Genomic DNA, 16373 nt, shown 5'->3' with positions numbered 1-16373 from the left:
AGAGCGGCCCTCCTCGCCGTCGGCGCCATGACCTCCGGCCTGCTGCTGGCCGCCCAGCCGCCCGCGGCGGCCGGGATCAACCTCATCAAGAACCCCGGCTTCGAGAATCCCGGCACCGGCGCCGACACCATGCCCGCCTGCTGGTCCCGGTCCGGCTGGGGCGACAACGACTTCACGTTCACCACGACCACCGACGCCCACTCCGGCACCGCCGCCATGAAGGTCGAGCTGACCCGCCGCACCGACGGCGACCGCAAGGCCCTCATCACCGAGTCGGCCGCCTGCGCCCCGACCGTCACCGCCGACCGGCAGTACGACCTGTCCCTCTGGTACAAGTCGACGACGCCCGACGCGGCGATCACTCTCTTCCGGCACGACACGACCGCCGGCTGGCAGTACTGGACCGACCTCAAGACCCTCCCGCTCGAAGGCGCCTACACGCGCGCGGAGGTGCGCACCCCCGTCGTGCCGCCCGGCACCGACCGGATCGCCTGGGGCGTGTCCGTCTTCGGCACCGGCAGCGTCACCACCGACGACTACGTGATGGAGGAGGTCACCCCGCCCGCGCCCGAACCGGAGTGCACCGGCACCGCCGAGGAGTGCGCCAAGGGCAAGTGGGAGGTCCTCCCCACCAAGAACCCGGTCCGCTCCATGCACTCCGTCGTCCTCCACAACGGCAAGGTGCTGCTGATCGCCGGCTCCGGCAACAACCCGGAGATGTTCGAGGCCGGCACCTTCACCTCCGCCGTCTACGACCCGGCCAACGGCTCGTTCAAGACCATCCCCACCCCCGTCGACATGTTCTGCGCCGGCCATGTGCAGCTGTCCGACGGCCGGGTGCTGGTGATGAGCGGCAACAAGGGCTATCCGTCCGCCGACGGCACGATCGGCTACCAGGGCCTGAAGGACTCGTACGTCTTCGACCCGGCGACCGAGACGTACACCAGGACCAACGACATGAACGGCGGCCACTGGTACCCGTCGGCGACGATCCTCGGCAACGGTGACGTCATCTCCTTCGGCGGCCTGAAGGAGGACTCCACCGGCAACGTGACGGCGGAGAAGTTCTCCGCCACGCAGCACAAGTGGCTGCCCATGAACGAGGTCAACCAGACCTGGTCGTACTGGGGCCTGTACCCGTCGATGATCCTCATGCAGGACGGGCGGCTCTTCTACTCCGGCAGCCACACCTTCGGCAACGGCACCCCGGGCACGGGCGCGTCGATCTACGACTACGACGCCAACACCATCACCGACGTCCCCGGCCTGCGCAACAAGGACCAGCGGGACGAGTCGGCGAGCGTGCTGCTGCCGCCCGCGCAGGACCAGCGGGTGCTGACCCTCGGCGGCGGCAACAACGAGACCAACCCCGTCGCCAACCGCCTCACCGACATCATCGACCTCAAGCAGCCCAGCCCGGCCTATGTGGCCGGCCCGCCCATCCCGCACGGCCTGGTCGACCAGGGCACCGGCAAGCGCCCGCAGACCGGGGCCGAGGGCAAGATGTACGTCTCGGCGGTCCTCCTGCCCGACGGCACGGTCCTGGAGACCGGCGGCGCGCTCCACGACCGGGCCGACCCGGTCTACGAGGCGTCGATCTTCGACCCGGCGACCGACACCTACCGGGCGGGCATGGCCGCCGACCCGGTCCCGCGCGGCTACCACTCGTCGGCGTTCCTGCTGCCCGACGGCCGGGTGATGGCGGTCGGCGACAACCCGGGCAACGGCACCTACAACCACGACGTGTCGATCTACACGCCGCCGTACCTGCTCAAGGGCCCGCGCCCGCGGATCACCTCCGTGATCGACGGCCGCTGGAACTACGGCGACACCCAGCGGATCACCGTGGACCGGCCGATCGCCAAGGCCGAGCTGATCCGCCCGGCCGCCGTCACCCACTCCTCCGACCCCAACCAGCGGTTCGTCGACCTGCCGCTCTCGGTGATCGACGACCGGACGATCGACCTCAACGTCACCGGCAACCCCAACCTCGCCCCGCCCGGCTGGTACATGCTCTTCGCGGTCGACGCCAACGGCGTCCCGTCCGTCGCCGAGTGGGTGCACCTGGGCGGACCGGCGGCCATGGCGGCGGAGGCGGAACGGTCGGCGCACGTCCACGACTTCGCGGACGACCTCACGGCCGCCCCGAAGAAGCGGCTGAAGAAGCGCGACTCGGTTCCGGTCAGCCCGCGCGTCGCCGGGTGCGACCGGCACTACGGCACGGCCGGGGTGTGCGTACCGACCGTCTTCCCGAAGGAGGTGAAGGCGACGGCCAAGGCCCGCTGCGAGTGGCTCGCCCGGCACGACTACGGGCGGCTGAAGGTCAACGGCAAGGACGACCCGCTGCGCCTCGACCCGAACCGGGACGGCACGGCCTGCGGAAAGGGGGACGTCCCCGGGATGACGCTGCCGGCCACGCCCAGGGGCGCGGCCACACCCCCGGCCGCACCGTCCGTCGCGCCTACAGAACGGGGCCGCCCCTGAGCGCGTCCAGGGTGCGGTGCACGAGCGCGACCAGGTCGTCCCGCTGGTCGCGCTCGGCCCAGTAGATCAGCGCCTCCCGCAGGGCGCCCATCACGGCCGCCGTGAAGACCCGCACCTCCAGGTCGTCCGCGCCCCGGCCGGTGCGGGCGGCCAGCACCCGGGACAGCGACCGTGAGGTCCCGGCCATCGTCTCGGTCATCCGGGCGCGTACGGCCGGGACCTCCACCATCAGGCGGGCGCGCTCCCGGGACCGCTCCGGCTCGTGCTCCAGATGGGCGGCCACGGCCCTGGTGATCACGGACCGGAGGGACTCCAGCGGGTCCTCGCCGGGCGGCCGCCGCCGCAGCGCCTCCTCCATGACCAGGTCGTACTCGTCGGTGAGGACGATGTCCTCCTTGGCGGGGAAGTACCGGGACACCGTGCTGGGCGAGACCTCGGCCGCCTCGGCGATCCGCTCGACGGTGGTCGCGTCGTACCCCTGCTCGGAGATCAGCCGGTAGGCGGCCCGGCGGATCGCGGTCCGGGTCTTGAGCTTCTTGCGCTCCCGCAGCCCCAGGGGCGGCCGGTGCGCGGACAGCGGATCGAGCCCCGAGAGCGGATCGGCGCCCGGGAGCGGATCGAGCGGGGACAGGGGTGCGGCGGCCATGTGGCTCATTGTCGGCCATCCCGGCCGCCGCCCGGCCCTCAGCCGTGCCGGTAGGCCACCAGCGAGATGCCGACGTAGTGGGCGATGAACGCGGCGAGCGTGAGCGAGTGGAAGACCTCGTGGAAGCCGAACCACCGGGGGGAGGGGTTGGGGCGCTTCAGTCCGTACACCACACCGCCCAGGCTGTAGAGCAGCCCGCCGACGACCACCAGGACGAGCACCGCGATGCCGCCCTTGCGCATGAAGTCGGGCAGGAAGAACACGGCCGCCCAGCCCATCGCGATGTAACACGGCGTGTAGAGCCAGCGCGGGGCGCCGACCCAGAACACCCGGAAGGCGATGCCCGCCACCGCCGCCGCCCAGACCGCCCACAGGAGCACCCGCCCGGTGGAGTCGGGGAGCAGGAGCAGCGTCAGCGGGGTATAGGTGCCCGCGATGATGAGGAAGATATTGGCGTGGTCGAGCCGCCGCAGCACGGCGGTGGCGCGCGGTCCCCAGTCGCCCCGGTGGTAGAGGGCGCTCACTCCGAACAGCAGGCAGGCGGTGACGACGTAGATGCCGCAGGCGATCCGGGCGCGCGTCGAGTCGGCGAGCGCGGTGAGGACGGTGCCCGCGACGACGACGGCGGGGAACATACCGGCGTGCAGCCAGCCGCGCAGCCTCGGCTTCACCGGTGGCGGGTCTATCTCGGTCACTTCGGAGGCGGCCGTAGTCATGCCGGAAATGCTACCGACGCCTCCGTAGGGAGCGGGATCGAGTGGCCATGCTCACGTGAGAGGCCCTCTGGACATATGCGCACAAGACACGGATGATCAGATGAGTGCGGTCGGCACCGGATGAGCGCCAGAGGTCCATGCAACGAAGCATCCGGGTCGCAGCCCCCACGGGGCAGACAACCCAAAACCCCTCTACAAGGAGCAATCGTGGCGCGCGGTAATGCGGCTCCCACCACCGTCCCCACCAACCACCAGGAGCTGATCTCCTGGGTCGACGAGATCGCAAGCATCACGCAGCCGGACAACGTCGTCTGGTGTGACGGTTCAGAAGCCGAGTACGAGCGCCTGTGCGAGGAGCTCGTCGCCAAGGGCACGTTCCGCAAGCTCGACGCGATCAAGCGTCCGAACTCGTACTACGCCGCGTCCGACCCCACCGACGTCGCGCGCGTCGAGGACCGCACCTTCATCTGCTCCGAGAAGGAGGAGGACGCGGGCCCGACGAACCACTGGAAGGCCCCGGCCGAGATGAAGGACGTCTTCGCCGGTGAGAAGGGCATCTTCCGCGGCTCCATGAAGGGCCGCACGATGTACGTCGTGCCCTTCTGCATGGGCCCGGTCGGCTCGCCGCTCTCCGCCATCGGCGTCGAGATCACCGACTCCGCGTACGTCGCCGTCTCCATGCGCACCATGACCCGCATGGGACAGGCCGTCCTCGACGAACTGGGCAGCGACGGCTTCTTCGTCAAGGCCGTCCACACCCTCGGCGCCCCGCTGGCCGAGGGCGAGCAGGACGTCCCCTGGCCCTGCAACTCCACCAAGTACATCTCGCACTTCCCCGAGAGCCGCGAGATCTGGTCCTACGGCTCCGGCTACGGCGGCAACGCCCTGCTCGGCAAGAAGTGCTACGCCCTGCGCATCGCGTCCGTCATGGCCCGCGACGAGGGCTGGCTGGCCGAGCACATGCTGATCCTCAAGCTCACCCCGCCGCAGGGCGAGTCGAAGTACGTCGCCGCCGCCTTCCCGTCCGCGTGCGGCAAGACCAACCTCGCGATGCTGGAGCCCACGATCTCCGGCTGGACCGTCGAGACGATCGGCGACGACATCGCGTGGATGCGGTTCGGCGAGGACGGCCGGCTGTACGCGATCAACCCCGAGGCCGGCTTCTTCGGCGTCGCGCCCGGCACCGGCGAGCACACCAACGCCAACGCCATGAAGACCCTGTGGGGCAACGCGGTCTTCACCAACGTCGCGCTCACCGACGACAACGACATCTGGTGGGAGGGGATGACCGAGGAGGCGCCGAAGCACCTCACGGACTGGAAGGGCAACGACTGGACCCCGGACTCGGACACCCCGGCCGCCCACCCCAACGCCCGCTTCACCGTCCCCGCCTCGCAGTGCCCGATCATCGCGCCCGAGTGGGAGGACCCCAAGGGCGTGCCGATCTCGGCCATCCTCTTCGGCGGCCGCCGCGCCACCGCCGTCCCGCTGGTCACCGAGTCCTTCGACTGGCAGCACGGCGTCTTCCTCGGCGCCAACGTCGCCAGCGAGAAGACCGCCGCCGCCGAGGGCAAGGTCGGCGAGCTGCGCCGCGACCCGTTCGCCATGCTGCCGTTCTGCGGCTACAACATGGGCGACTACATGGCCCACTGGATCAAGGTGGGCAAGGGTGCCGCCGACCAGTCCAAACTGCCGAAGATCTACTACGTCAACTGGTTCCGCAAGAACGACGCGGGCAAGTTCGTCTGGCCCGGCTTCGGTGAGAACAGCCGCGTCCTGAAGTGGATCGTGGAGCGCCTGGAGGGCAAGGCCGAGGGCGTCGAGACGCCGATCGGCATCCTCCCGACGCGCGAGGCCCTCGACACGGACGGCCTCGACATGCCGCAGGAGGACCTCGACTTCCTGCTCAAGGTCGACACCGAGGTCTGGCGCGAGGAGGCCGCCCTGGTGCCCGACCACCTCAACACCTTCGGCGACCACACGCCGAAGGAGCTGTGGGACGAGTACCGCGCCCTGGTCGCCCGCCTGGGCTGACCCGGCACGACTTCGCGGCGGGTCAGCCCGACATCCGCCCTGACCTGTGGGTTCACGAATGACCCGCCGCGATGCGATCGGCCCCCGAAGCCCCCTCAGGCTTCGGGGGCCGACCTCTTCGCACGCCCGACACGCCGACATGTTTTCGAACCCGTGTGCACAAGCTGTGTACGGCAGTTACCTTTCCCTCACGTGCCCCTCTGCTCACACGGAGGGGTCAACCATGCCTGTGGGGGGTTCAGTTGAGTACGTCCGTACGCTTGATCACCACATCCGCGCTGGTCGCCGCGCTCGCCCTCGGTGCCGCCGCGCCGGCGACGGCGGCCGCGCCCGCGGCCGTGACCGCCGGTGACGCCACCGCCGGACCGGGCGACATCGTCGCCAAGCTGCCGATCTCCTCGTACTCGGCGCTGGCCGTGGACTCCGTGCACCAGCGGGTCTACGTCGCCGACAAGCGCTGGTACGCCAGCGACAAGGGACAGGTCCTCGTCTACGACTTCGAGGGCCGCCGGGTCGCGACCCTGACCAGCACCCAGCCGGTCTCCGGGCTCGCGCTGAGCGCCGACAGCGCGACCCTGTACGTCGGTGAGCGCACCGGCGTCGCCGCCTACGACACCACCACGCACCAGCCGGCCGGCCGCACCCCGGCCTACGAGGCGAACTGCGGGCGGGAGCTCGCCTTCTCCGGCGGCAGGCAGTGGCTCACCCGGGGCAACGCCACCTACGAGTCCGAATGCGCCTACGCCGCCCACGGACTGGACTCGATCAACGGCAGCGCCTACGACGTCAGCGGCTGGAGCGTCACGGGCCGGATGCTGCTGGAGGCCGGCCCGGCGGCCGGGAACCGCCTGTTCATGGGCCAGGCCAGGAACGAGAAGGCCCTCGACCCGGCCCTGACGTCGTTCGACACCGGCGGGGAGACCCCCGTGCGCGGCGCCTCCCGCCGCTTCGCGGACACGGAGGGCAAGGGCGGCCTGGACCTGAAGGACCTGGCGGTCAGCCCGGACGGCCGGCGCCTCGCGGTCGCCGACGCCGCCCACGGCACCCGGCTGCTGGACGCCGGTGACCTGTCCGACGCCCCGGTCCCGTACCAGCCGCTGCCCGAAGGGGCGGTGGCCTCCGCCGTGGCCTTCGGCGGCGACGGGAAGTACGTCGCGCGGGGCGCATCCGCGAGCGGCTCCACGCCCGACCTGCTGATCCAGCCCGCCGACCCGGCCGACGGCACGACCGCGCTCGAATTCGCCTACGAGGGCGACCTCGACGGCAACCGGGTCGTCCCGCGCGGCCTCGAATGGTCCGCGGACGGCTCCCGGCTCTTCGCGGTCACCACCAACGCGGCCGGCAGCGCCTTCTGGCTCCACATCGTCCGGCCGCCGGCCGCCCAGTACGACGCCCGCTTCACCGGTGGGCTCACCTCCACCCCCGGGCAGGCCGTCGTCGGTGAACCGGTCGGCATCCGCGGCCGCCTGGAGCTGGACGGCCCGGCGCCCGCCGAGCCGGTCAGGGTCACCGCCGTACGGACGGACGCGGACGGCACCCGCAAGCTCGCCGCCGCGGAGGTCGCCGCCGACGGGACGTTCACCGTGCTCGACGTGCCCGCGCGGGTGGGGGAGTCGACGTACACGCTGTCGTTCCTCGGTGACCTCACCCACCGCCCGGCCGAGGACGTCGCCCTCACGGTCTCCGTGGCGAAGGCGCCGAGCGCGATCACGCTCACCGCGCCCGCCGAGGCCGTCAAGGGCGACAACCTGGAGATCACCGGCAAACTGACCGCCCAGGGCCGTCCGCTTCCGGCCGGGATCACCCTCGCCGTCCAGCGCACCGACCGGCAGGGCACCGGCGCGCTCACCTCGGCGGCGGTGGCCGCGGACGGCACGTTCCGGATCAACGACCTGGCGCGGGTGCGCGGCCAGGTGACGTACACGGTGAGCTACGCGGGCGACGACGTGCACGCGGCGTCCACCGCCGAGGCGACCGTACGCGTGCGCCGCTGACGCGGGGCGCCGAAGCGTGGCAACCCGGTCCGCGCCCTCCCCGGGCGCGGACCGGGGCCGTTCAGAGGGCGCCGACGGGACGGAGCTCGTCCAGCGCGGCGGTGTGCGCGTCCATGCGCTCGGCGGCGAGGATCGCGGCGGCGGTGTCCGCCCGGGAGGCGGCCACGACCAGGGCCCGGCCCGCCAGGGTGTGGGCGCGGCGGTGCAGTGCGACCGGATCGGCGCCGGTGAGGCCCGCGTGCCGGGCGGGCGGGGCGCCGCGCAGCCGGGCGACCTGGTGGGCGATGCGGTCCGCCGCCGCCTCGTCCCCGAGCTCGTCGGTCACGGCGAGCAGCGCGGAGAGGTGCCCGGCGAGCTGGATGTCCAGCTCGGCCTCGCGGGAGCGGTGCGGCCCGCGGTCGGGTGCGTCGTCGGCCATCCGGTGGACCGACTTGGTGCGGATCGGTTCGTACATGGCGGACGGCCTCCTGCTCCTCGACAGGAGACCATCCTACATTGGATCGTGTCTAAAGTTAGTGCTGGCCGTAACCGTCCAGGAAGGTGCCGATCCGGGTCACCGCGTCCGCCAGGTCCGTGGCGTTCGGCAGTGTGACGATCCGGAAGTGGTCCGGCTCGTGCCAGTTGAAGCCCGTGCCGTGCACCACCATGATCTTCTCGGCCCGCAGCAGGTCCAGCACCATCTGCCGGTCGTCCTTGATCTTGTAGACGTTCGGGTCGAGCCGCGGGAACAGGTACAGCGCGCCCTTCGGCTTCACACACGTCACGCCCGGGATCTGCACCAGCAGGTCGTACGCCACGTTCCGCTGCTCCAGCAGCCGCCCGCCCGGCCGCACCAGCGCCTCGATCGACTGCCGCCCCTGGAGCGCGGCGGCGATCGCGTGCTGCGCCGGCATGTTGGCGCACAGCCGCATGTTGGCGAGGATCGTCAGCCCCTCGATGTACGACGAGGCGTGCGCCTTCGGCCCGCACACCGCCATCCAGCCGCTGCGGTAGCCGGCCACCCGGTAGTTCTTCGACATGCCGTTGAAGGTCAGCACCAGCAGGTCCGGCGCGATCGCCGCGGTCGGGGTGTGCGTGGCGCCGTCGTAGAGGATCTTGTCGTAGATCTCGTCCGAGCAGACGACCAGGTTGTGCCGCCGGGCGATCTCCGTCAGCCCCCGCAGCATCTCGTCGTCGTACACCGCACCCGTCGGGTTGTTCGGGTTGATGATGACCAGGGCCTTGGTCCGGTCGGTGATCCTGCGCTCGATGTCGGCGAGGTCCGGCATCCAGTCGGCCTGCTCGTCGCAGCGGTAGTGCACCGCCGTACCGCCCGCGAGGGACACCGACGCCGTCCACAGCGGATAGTCCGGAGCCGGTACGAGGACCTCGTCGCCGTCGTCGAGCAGCGCCTGCATCGCCATCTGGATCAGCTCGGAGACGCCGTTGCCGAGGTAGATGTCCTCGACCGACAGGGGGATGCCCCGGGTCTCGTAGTGGCTCATCACCGCCCGGCGGGCCGACAGCAGACCCTTGGCGTCGCCGTAGCCGTGCGACTCGCCGAGGTTGCGGAGCATGTCCTCGAGGATCGCGGGCGGGCACTCGAAGCCGAAGGCGGCGGGGTTGCCGGTGTTCAGCTTCAGGATCCGGTGACCCGCGGCCTCCAGCCGCATCGCCTCCTCGAGCACCGGGCCGCGGATTTCGTAACAGACGTTGGCGAGCTTCGTGGACTGGATCACCTGCATGTCGCGAGCTTACGGCGGCCACGGAAGGGGCGCCTCGTGTTTTGTGCCACTTCGCCCCGCCCGGGGGCGCCCTTGATCGCCCCGCCCCGGGGCGGGATCATCGGCGGATGGCCGCTCTGCGACGTTTCGACGGGTACGGCGTACTGATCACGGGCGCGGCGCGCGGAATCGGCGAGGCGACAGCGCGCAGACTCGCCGGCGAGGGCGCCCGGGTGCTGCTCGCCGACCTCGACGAGAGGCTCGCCCGTGAGGTGGCGGACACGATCCCCGGGGCGGTCGCGTACGGCTGCGACGTCGCCGACCGCGCGGCCGTCGACGCGGCGGTCGCCCACGCCGTGGAGGCGTTCGGCCGGCTGGACGTCCTGGTCAACAACGCCTTCGCCCGCACCCCGGACGAGCCCCGCCTCGAGGACGAGGCCGACGAGGTCTGGCAGCGGTCCCTGGACGTCACCCTGATCGGCGCCCTGCGGTGCGCCCGGGCCGCGCTGGGACACCTGGCGGCGTCGGGGCGCGGCGCGATCGTCAACATCGGGTCGGTCAACGCCGAGCAGGCCTTCGGCGGCCACGCGTACAGCGCCGCCAAGGGCGGGCTCAGCTCGCTCACCCGTACGCTCGCCGCCGACGCGGCCCGGCGGGGCGTCCGCGTGAACCAGGTCAACCCCGGCACGATCCGCACCCGCGGCTGGGCGGGCCGGGAACGCGAGCTGGAGGCCCTGGCGGACCGGGTCTACCCGCTGGGCCGAGTGGGTGAACCCGAGGACGTCGCGGCGGCGGTCGCCTTCCTGGCCTCGTCGGACGCGTCCTGGGTCACCGGGACCACGCTCCGCGTCGACGGCGGCCTGCTCGCGGTGAACGCGGCCTTCGCGCAGGTCCTGGACGACGCCTGACGCGGCGCGCCCCGCTTCGGTCGCGGCCGGTGGGTACGGTCGGGGCCCCTCCGGGCTCACCTCCTCGCCGTCGGCGGGGCGCCCACCTACTCCTGTGGCCGTATCGAGCCGCCGATCGGCTGCGGGGGCGACCCTGCACGGCCCCTTCTCGCCGTACGCGAACACAGTGCGGCCCGCAGCCGGCGTACGGCCCGGGCCGCGGCCGTGCAGGGTCGCCCCCGCAGGCGCTGGCGGCGATAGATGGGTTCGAACTGTCGAGACCCAAGGCCGCCGGCGCCGAGGAGGTGAGCCCGGAGGGGCCGCGGCCCCCACCCACCGGCAGCCCACCGAGCCGCACGGGAGCGAACCGGGAACGGGCACCGCCCCGGTCCCACGGGCGCGCCCGATAGGTTGGCGGGTCATGTGGGCAATGAGTGCCGCCGGGTGTCGGTGGGTGGGGGTGGCCGGGGCGGTCGGGGTGGCCGCGGGCGGCTGGGTGGCGGGGACGCTGCCGGCCCGCGATCCGTGGGGGATCTGGGTGCCGCATGGGCCGGGGGCCACCGTGGCGGCCGGCGTCGTCGCGTACCTCGGCCTGACGCTCCTCGTCGCCGCATGGTGGGGCTACGGCAGGGCCGGGGCGTCCGTACGCCACACCCTGGCGACGCTCGGCTGGTGGACCGCGCCGATGCTCCTCGCGCCGCCCCTGTACAGCGCCGACGTCTACAGCTACGTCGCCCAGGGCGCGATGGTCCTGGAGGGCCACGACGTGTACGGCGCCGGGCCCTCCGTACTGGATCCGGCGGGCCTCGGCGGGGACGCCGCGGCGAGCGTCGGCGGGAACTGGACGGACACGCCGGCTCCGTACGGGCCGGTCTTCCTGATCCTGGCGCGGGCGGTGACCTGGGTGACGGGCGGGACGATCGTGCCGGCGGTGCTCGGTATGCGGCTGATCGCCGTGGCGGCGCTGGCGCTGACCGTGTGGGCGCTGCGGCGGCTCGGGCGGTCCTCGCCCGGCGGGGAGGGCGGCGCCCTGTGGCTCGGCGCGCTCAACCCGCTCCTGCTGCTGCACGTCGTGGGCGGGATGCACAACGACGGGCTGATGATCGCCCTGATGCTGGCGGGCGTGGTGCTCGCCCGGCGCGGTGGGCGCGGCGACTGGGTCCTCGGCAGCGTGCTCGTCGGGCTCGCGATGATGGTGAAGTCCCCGGCGGCCGTGGCGCTGCTGTTCATCGGCGTGATCGCCGGGCGCGCGGCGTCCGGCCGGCCGCTCGCGCACCGGGTGGTGAAGGGCCTGCTGGGGCCGGGGGTGGTCGCGGGAGCGGTGGCCGTGGGCGCCACGCTGCTCGCGGGGACGGGTTTCGGCTGGCTGCGTACCCAGAGCGTCGCCGGATCGATCCACACCGCCTTGTCGGTCACGAGCGACCTGGGGCTCGCCCTCGGTGAGCTGGCGCACCTGGTGCTGTCCACCGACCCGGACCCGGTCAAGGCCGCCGTGCAGCGCCTGGGCCTGGCCGCGGCCCTCGCGCTGATCGCCCACCTGGCCTGGCGCTGCGCGCACGGCCGTCTCGACCCGGTGCACGCGCTGGGCCTTGCCCTCGCCGCCCTGGTGGCCCTCTCGCCGATGGTCCAGCCCTGGTACCTGCTGTGGGGCGTGGTCACGGTCGCCGCCGCCACGGGCGCCCGGGACGGCAGGGCGGTACGGGTGCTGGCGGTGCTGTCCGCGGCCCTGGTCTACGAGACGGCGCCCTCGGGCAGCACCCCGGCGTACGGCTTCGCCCTGGCGGCCGTCGTGTGCGTCGCCGGCGTGCTGCTGCTGCGCCGGGAGGCGTCCGCCGCCGGGGAACCGGGCCGGGTGCCCGGCCCGCGGACGGCCGAGTGGACGGCGGCACCGGAGTCCGGTCGGCTCAGGTGATGTCCCGGCGCACGAAACGCCAGGCCGCAGCCGCCAGCACCGGCAGCAGATAGAGGGTGAGACCCGCGAAGGCCTGGGTGGCCGTCGTCCCCTCACGCATCGCCGCACAGGCGATGTCGCCGACGCAGTCGGTCCGCTCGACCGCCATGAGCAGCCGTTCGTTGAAGACGGCGAAGACGATGGCCGAGAGGTGGAGCTCGGTCAGCGCGGTTGCGTAGTCCTGGACCAGCCGTTCGGCCACGACGAGGTAGGCGAGGGCGATGCCGAGCGCCGTCGTCAGGCTGCGCGTGAGCATGCCGAGGCCGTAGCCGATGGCGGCCACCAGCCCGATGAGGAGCGCGCCGCGCAGGGCGATCGCGGCGAGGACGGTCCAGTAGTGCGTGTCGGCCCCGGCCAGGGTCCCCCTGACGTGGGCGACGACGACCAGCAGCGGTACGAGAAGTGTCGCGGCCAGGAGGGACAGCACCGCGGAAACGGCCGTCACGAGCAGCCCGCGCACGGCGAACAGGCGGAACCGGCGGGGTTCGGCGGCGGCCAGGGTCAGCATGACGCGCGAGGACCAGTCCCGTCCGCCGCTGAAAACCCCCAGAACGAGGGCAGCTACGGCGAGCCCCGAGCCGATCGCGCGCAGATCCACGAAGGACGCCTTCACCATCTGGTAGCGGGGGTCGTCGAAGAAGTAGTCCGGTGAGAGCTTCTCCCAGGTGCCGGCGGGCCGGCGTACACCGTCCGCCGCGTATCTGCGGTGTGCCTCCTCGGCCGCGCTCCAGGCCGCGGACATGTCCGTGTGGTGGCTGGTGAAGGCCGCGGCGCAGTAGAGCAGGAGCAGCGGCGCCAGCGCGTAGAGGAACCAGCGCACGGGACGCGGGGTCAACAAGTGCCGGATCTCGGCCCTGACCAGCCGGGAGAGCGGGAGCGGCCGGGCGCTGGGCGGGTTGTCGGTGGCCGGTGGGAGTACGGTCGTCATCAGCCGAGGTCCGTTCTGAGGGAACGCCACAGGGCGAGCGCGAGGACCGGAACGAGGTACAGGAGTACGCCGACGAAGCCGTCCGCGGCCGTCAGGTCCACGTGCGCCGCTTCGCAGCCGGGCCCGGCGAAGCAGTCGGACCGCTCCATGGGGATCACCGGTTTCTCGTTCAGTACGGCGAAGACGAGGCCGCTCATGTCGTACTCGCTCAGCCGCGGCCCGCGGTCGGCGAAGACGCGGCCCGCGCTCGCCAGGTAGAGGAAGGCCAGGGCGAGCGCGATCGACGTCCGCCGGGTGAGGGTCGCCAGGGCGTGGCCCAGCAGGCAGAGGAGGCCGACGAGGACGACACCGCGCAGCAGCTGACTGGTCAGCGCGGCCCAGAAGGCTCCGTCCAGCCCTTGCGGCACCCCTCGGAAGGCCGCCGCCACCAGGAGGAGCGGGACGAGCAGGGCGCCTGCCGCGGCGGTGACGGCGGCGGATAGTCCGGTGACGAGCAGAGCGCGGGTGGTGAACAGGCGGGCCCGGCGGGGCTCGGCCGCGGACAGCGTGAGCATCACACGGGAGGACCAGTCCGTGCCGCCGCTGAAGATGCCGAGGAGGACGGCACCGGCGGCCAGGGCCGTGATGAGCGTGCGCAGGTCGCCGAAGGCGAGCGTCTCCATCACGTACCGCGGGTCGTCGAAGAACTGCCGGGGGCCGATCCCGGCGCTGGTGGGGAGCCCGAACTCGACCACGTCGGCCTGGAACTGCCGGTAGCGTTCCTCGGCCCGGTGCCACGCGTTGGAGGCGTCGGCGTCGTGCAGCAGCAGTTTGGACAGGCCGAAGGCCACGACGGCGACCGGGAGCAGGACGGCCGTGAGGCGCGCGGCGCGCGGCGCGAGGAGCCGGTGCAGCTCGGCCCGGGCGAGGCGGCGCCAGGGCAGCGGCCGGGCAACGGTCACAGGGCGCGGCGGTGAGTCAGTCGCCATCGGCGGCGCTCCCGGTGGCGGGCTGTGCCGCATCGGCCTTGCGGATGGCGGTGATGTAGACGTCCTCCAGCGACGCCTGTCGTACCCGCAGTTCCTCCGGGTACAGCCGGTGTTCGGCCAGCAGCTTGACGAGCCCCGCGTCCCGGCCCGGGGCGCCGTCGACGTGCAGCTCGGAGCCGTGCGGGCCTGCGGCGACGGTCACGGTGAGGCCGGCGCTCTCCAGGACGGACCTGGCGGCGGAGACGTCCTGGATGCGGACGACGGTGCGGACGGCGCCGCGGTCCAGCAGTTCGCTCACGGGCGCGTCGCAGATCACCTTTCCATGGCGGACGATCGTGACCCTGTCGCAGACCATCTCCACCTCGGCGAGGATGTGTGAGGACACCACGACCGTCATCCCCCGCTCGTCGCGCAGACGGGTGAAGAGTTCTCGCATGTCCCGCACCGCCTCGGGATCCAGGCCGTTCATCGGTTCGTCGAGCACGAGGAGTTCGGGCGCGGCGAGCAGGGCGCCGGCGACGCCGAGGCGCTGTTTCATCCCCAGCGAATAGCCGGAGAAGGGCCGTCGTGCGGCATGGGTCAGGCCGACCAGCTCCAGCACTTCGGCCACGGCCCCGGCACCGACGCCGTGCAACTCGCCGAACAGCCGCAGGTTGTGTTCCCCGGACAGGGACGCGGTGAAGGCGGGCCCCTCGATGAGAGCGCCGATCCGGGGGGCGACGAACTTCTGGCCGGCCGGCAGCTGGTGTCCGAAGGCCTGGATGGTGCCCGCGTCGGTTCGTACAAGCCCGAGGAGCGCCTTGAGCGCCGTGGTCTTGCCCGAGCCGTTGGGTCCCAGCAGACCGACGACGGAGCCGCGCGGGACGGTCATGGAGAAGCCGTCCAGCGCGGTCTGCCGACGGCCGAGGGAGGTGCGGAAGCGCTTGACGACGCTGTCGAAGCGGACGAGCTCGCAGGCGGGTCCCTCCTCCACCGCCGTGGACCCGTCCGTCATGACGCCGCCGGAGTCGCCGTCGCACCGACCCTGCCCGTGGTGGGCTCGGTGTACGTGATGGCGCAGTAGCCCCGGCGGTTGCCGGCGTTCCACGACCGCTCGTCGTACGCCATGAAGTGGAGCCGTACACGGGAGCCCTGGGCACCGGCGGTGATCGGATCGAGCACCGGCCGGCAGGCGATGCGCAGCTTGTCGGCGAGCGCGCGGTCGCCGGGGTAGGTCGCCGTCGCGGCGTCCGGGAGGACGGTGGTGGAGATGATCTCGAACGCGTGCGGATCGGCGCAGTCGACGGTGCCGACCTCCTGATCGGCACTCACCTCTCCGTAGTGGTTGGAGCACGTCCCGGGCCCGAGTTGCGCGTACGGCACGGGCGTTCCCCGCGGCAGATGCTTCATCGCCTCGAACGGGTTTTTCGGCGGGGGGCCCTGCGCCGCGTCGTCGTGACCGTGCTGCTCGGTGGTCGCGCAGCCGACGACGACCGCCGCCGCCGCGGCGAGAGCGGCTGCCAGCCGGAGGAGAGGTGCACGGCTCATGACTTCCTCGCTTCACGCATCGACGGGGTGCTGCCCGGGTGAGGCCGAGTGGCCTCACCCGGGCGGTGGTCAACGGGATGGTGCTCAGCAGATCTTGGTGCCGTAGTAGCTGTCCCGGGTGTCCCCGTCGTCGCCGCCGTTGTTGTCCGCGTACCAGTCGACCACGAGGTTGCCGCCGGTGTTGGCGTATCCGCCCACGTAGTGGTTGCCGGTGCGGTGGGTGTGGCCGGAAGCGCGACTGGGCGCCTCGGCTCCCCGGTTGCCGTTGATGGTGATCGTGCCCCAGTCGCAGCGCATGTCGGCGTGCGCGGTCGAAGCGGTTCCCCCGACGAGAACAAGGCCGGAAAGCGCGGCCGCGGCGGTGCCGAGAGCGCCGATACGGCGCAGGTTCTTCTTCACGACGTTTCCCCTCCTAGAACGTTTGTTCTAAACCTGACGTGCGGGATCACCGTAGGCAGCGCGCGAGTTGACGGGCAACGGAGAAATCGGTGGCCCTGGCCGAAACGGGCGGGCGGGGTGAGGGCGTGGCTGCTGA

Annotated in this window: 14 protein-coding genes; 5 read left to right on the top strand and 9 right to left on the bottom strand. The window is 72.1% G+C overall.

Going from position 1 to position 16373, the window contains the following annotated elements; genetic code table 11:
• Nucleotides 1-27: 27 nt before the first annotated feature.
• Nucleotides 28-2484 (top strand): galactose oxidase early set domain-containing protein, encoded by a 2457-nt coding sequence (locus EIZ62_RS11645; RefSeq protein WP_156696344.1) that lies wholly within the window; start codon nucleotides 28-30, stop codon nucleotides 2482-2484.
• Here EIZ62_RS11645 and EIZ62_RS11640 read toward each other — a convergent pair.
• Nucleotides 2462-3139, bottom strand: a complete 678-nt coding sequence (locus EIZ62_RS11640; RefSeq protein WP_156692638.1) for a TetR/AcrR family transcriptional regulator — start codon at nucleotides 3137-3139, stop codon at nucleotides 2462-2464. The genes EIZ62_RS11645 and EIZ62_RS11640 overlap by 23 nt on opposite strands.
• A gap of 29 nt (nucleotides 3140-3168) precedes the next feature.
• A complete protein-coding gene (gene trhA, locus EIZ62_RS11635; protein WP_156692637.1) occupies nucleotides 3169-3846 on the bottom strand; it encodes a PAQR family membrane homeostasis protein TrhA in 678 nt (225 codons plus the stop codon).
• A gap of 207 nt (nucleotides 3847-4053) precedes the next feature.
• Here trhA and EIZ62_RS11630 point away from each other — a divergent pair, with 207 nt between their 5' ends.
• Nucleotides 4054-5880, top strand: coding sequence for a phosphoenolpyruvate carboxykinase (GTP) (locus EIZ62_RS11630; RefSeq protein ID WP_156692636.1), 1827 nt, complete (start codon nucleotides 4054-4056; stop codon nucleotides 5878-5880).
• Nucleotides 5881-6140: 260 nt separating this feature from the next.
• Nucleotides 6141-7874 (top strand): WD40 repeat domain-containing protein, encoded by a 1734-nt coding sequence (locus EIZ62_RS11625; protein ID WP_244375622.1) that lies wholly within the window; start codon nucleotides 6141-6143, stop codon nucleotides 7872-7874.
• Nucleotides 7875-7935: 61 nt separating this feature from the next.
• Here EIZ62_RS11625 and EIZ62_RS11620 read toward each other — a convergent pair whose 3' ends face one another.
• A complete protein-coding gene (locus EIZ62_RS11620) occupies nucleotides 7936-8328 on the bottom strand; it encodes an SCO4983 family protein (RefSeq protein WP_156692635.1) in 393 nt (130 codons plus the stop codon).
• Between the two features lie 58 nt (nucleotides 8329-8386).
• The gene (locus EIZ62_RS11615; protein ID WP_156692634.1) at nucleotides 8387-9598 is read right to left on the bottom strand and encodes a pyridoxal phosphate-dependent aminotransferase; all 1212 of its coding nucleotides are present in this window, start codon (nucleotides 9596-9598) and stop codon (nucleotides 8387-8389) included.
• Nucleotides 9599-9705: 107 nt separating this feature from the next.
• On the opposite strand from EIZ62_RS11615, the gene EIZ62_RS11610 reads away from it, so the two are divergent.
• Nucleotides 9706-10485, top strand: a complete 780-nt coding sequence (locus EIZ62_RS11610; RefSeq protein ID WP_156692633.1) for an SDR family NAD(P)-dependent oxidoreductase — start codon at nucleotides 9706-9708, stop codon at nucleotides 10483-10485.
• A 400-nt stretch (nucleotides 10486-10885) separates the two neighbouring features.
• A complete protein-coding gene (gene mptB / locus EIZ62_RS11605; RefSeq protein ID WP_156692632.1) occupies nucleotides 10886-12376 on the top strand; it encodes a polyprenol phosphomannose-dependent alpha 1,6 mannosyltransferase MptB in 1491 nt (496 codons plus the stop codon).
• Here the strand turns inward: mptB and EIZ62_RS11600 are convergent.
• The 5 genes from EIZ62_RS11600 to EIZ62_RS11580 all read right to left on the bottom strand — a co-directional run bounded on the left by EIZ62_RS11600 (nucleotide 12369) and on the right by EIZ62_RS11580 (nucleotide 16237).
• The gene (locus tag EIZ62_RS11600; protein ID WP_156692631.1) at nucleotides 12369-13343 is read right to left on the bottom strand and encodes a hypothetical protein; all 975 of its coding nucleotides are present in this window, start codon (nucleotides 13341-13343) and stop codon (nucleotides 12369-12371) included. The two genes, mptB and EIZ62_RS11600, sit on opposite strands and share 8 nt — an antisense overlap.
• On the bottom strand, nucleotides 13343-14284 hold the full coding sequence (locus EIZ62_RS11595) for a hypothetical protein (protein ID WP_244375620.1): 942 nt from the start codon (nucleotides 14282-14284) through the stop codon (nucleotides 13343-13345). The genes EIZ62_RS11600 and EIZ62_RS11595 overlap by 1 nt, the downstream gene beginning before the upstream one ends.
• Nucleotides 14285-14300: 16 nt before the next feature.
• On the bottom strand, nucleotides 14301-15305 hold the full coding sequence (locus tag EIZ62_RS11590; protein WP_156692629.1) for an ABC transporter ATP-binding protein: 1005 nt from the start codon (nucleotides 15303-15305) through the stop codon (nucleotides 14301-14303).
• Entirely contained in the window at nucleotides 15302-15838 is a 537-nt protein-coding gene (locus EIZ62_RS11585) for a septum formation family protein (protein ID WP_156692628.1), read from the bottom strand. The genes EIZ62_RS11590 and EIZ62_RS11585 overlap by 4 nt, the downstream gene beginning before the upstream one ends.
• A gap of 84 nt (nucleotides 15839-15922) precedes the next feature.
• Entirely contained in the window at nucleotides 15923-16237 is a 315-nt protein-coding gene (locus EIZ62_RS11580) for a hypothetical protein (protein ID WP_167536370.1), read from the bottom strand.
• Nucleotides 16238-16373: the final 136 nt, after the last annotated feature.

The sequence above is a fragment of the Streptomyces ficellus genome (assembly GCF_009739905.1).
Taxonomy (GTDB): domain Bacteria; phylum Actinomycetota; class Actinomycetes; order Streptomycetales; family Streptomycetaceae; genus Streptomyces; species Streptomyces ficellus_A.
This window is presented reverse-complemented; position numbering and strand designations above follow the sequence as displayed.

Coding starts and splice junctions, on each gene's coding strand:
- EIZ62_RS11620 (WP_156692635.1), bottom strand. CDS start 8,328: ATGTACGAACCGATCCGCACCAAGTCGGTCCACCGGATGGCCGACGAC.
- EIZ62_RS11640 (WP_156692638.1), bottom strand. CDS start 3,139: ATGAGCCACATGGCCGCCGCACCCCTGTCCCCGCTCGATCCGCTCCCG.
- EIZ62_RS11615 (WP_156692634.1), bottom strand. CDS start 9,598: ATGCAGGTGATCCAGTCCACGAAGCTCGCCAACGTCTGTTACGAAATC.
- EIZ62_RS11590 (WP_156692629.1), bottom strand. CDS start 15,305: ATGACGGACGGGTCCACGGCGGTGGAGGAGGGACCCGCCTGCGAGCTC.
- mptB (WP_156692632.1), top strand. CDS start 10,886: ATGTGGGCAATGAGTGCCGCCGGGTGTCGGTGGGTGGGGGTGGCCGGG.
- EIZ62_RS11645 (WP_156696344.1), top strand. CDS start 28: ATGACCTCCGGCCTGCTGCTGGCCGCCCAGCCGCCCGCGGCGGCCGGG.
- trhA (WP_156692637.1), bottom strand. CDS start 3,846: ATGACTACGGCCGCCTCCGAAGTGACCGAGATAGACCCGCCACCGGTG.
- EIZ62_RS11585 (WP_156692628.1), bottom strand. CDS start 15,838: ATGAGCCGTGCACCTCTCCTCCGGCTGGCAGCCGCTCTCGCCGCGGCG.
- EIZ62_RS11610 (WP_156692633.1), top strand. CDS start 9,706: ATGGCCGCTCTGCGACGTTTCGACGGGTACGGCGTACTGATCACGGGC.
- EIZ62_RS11600 (WP_156692631.1), bottom strand. CDS start 13,343: ATGACGACCGTACTCCCACCGGCCACCGACAACCCGCCCAGCGCCCGG.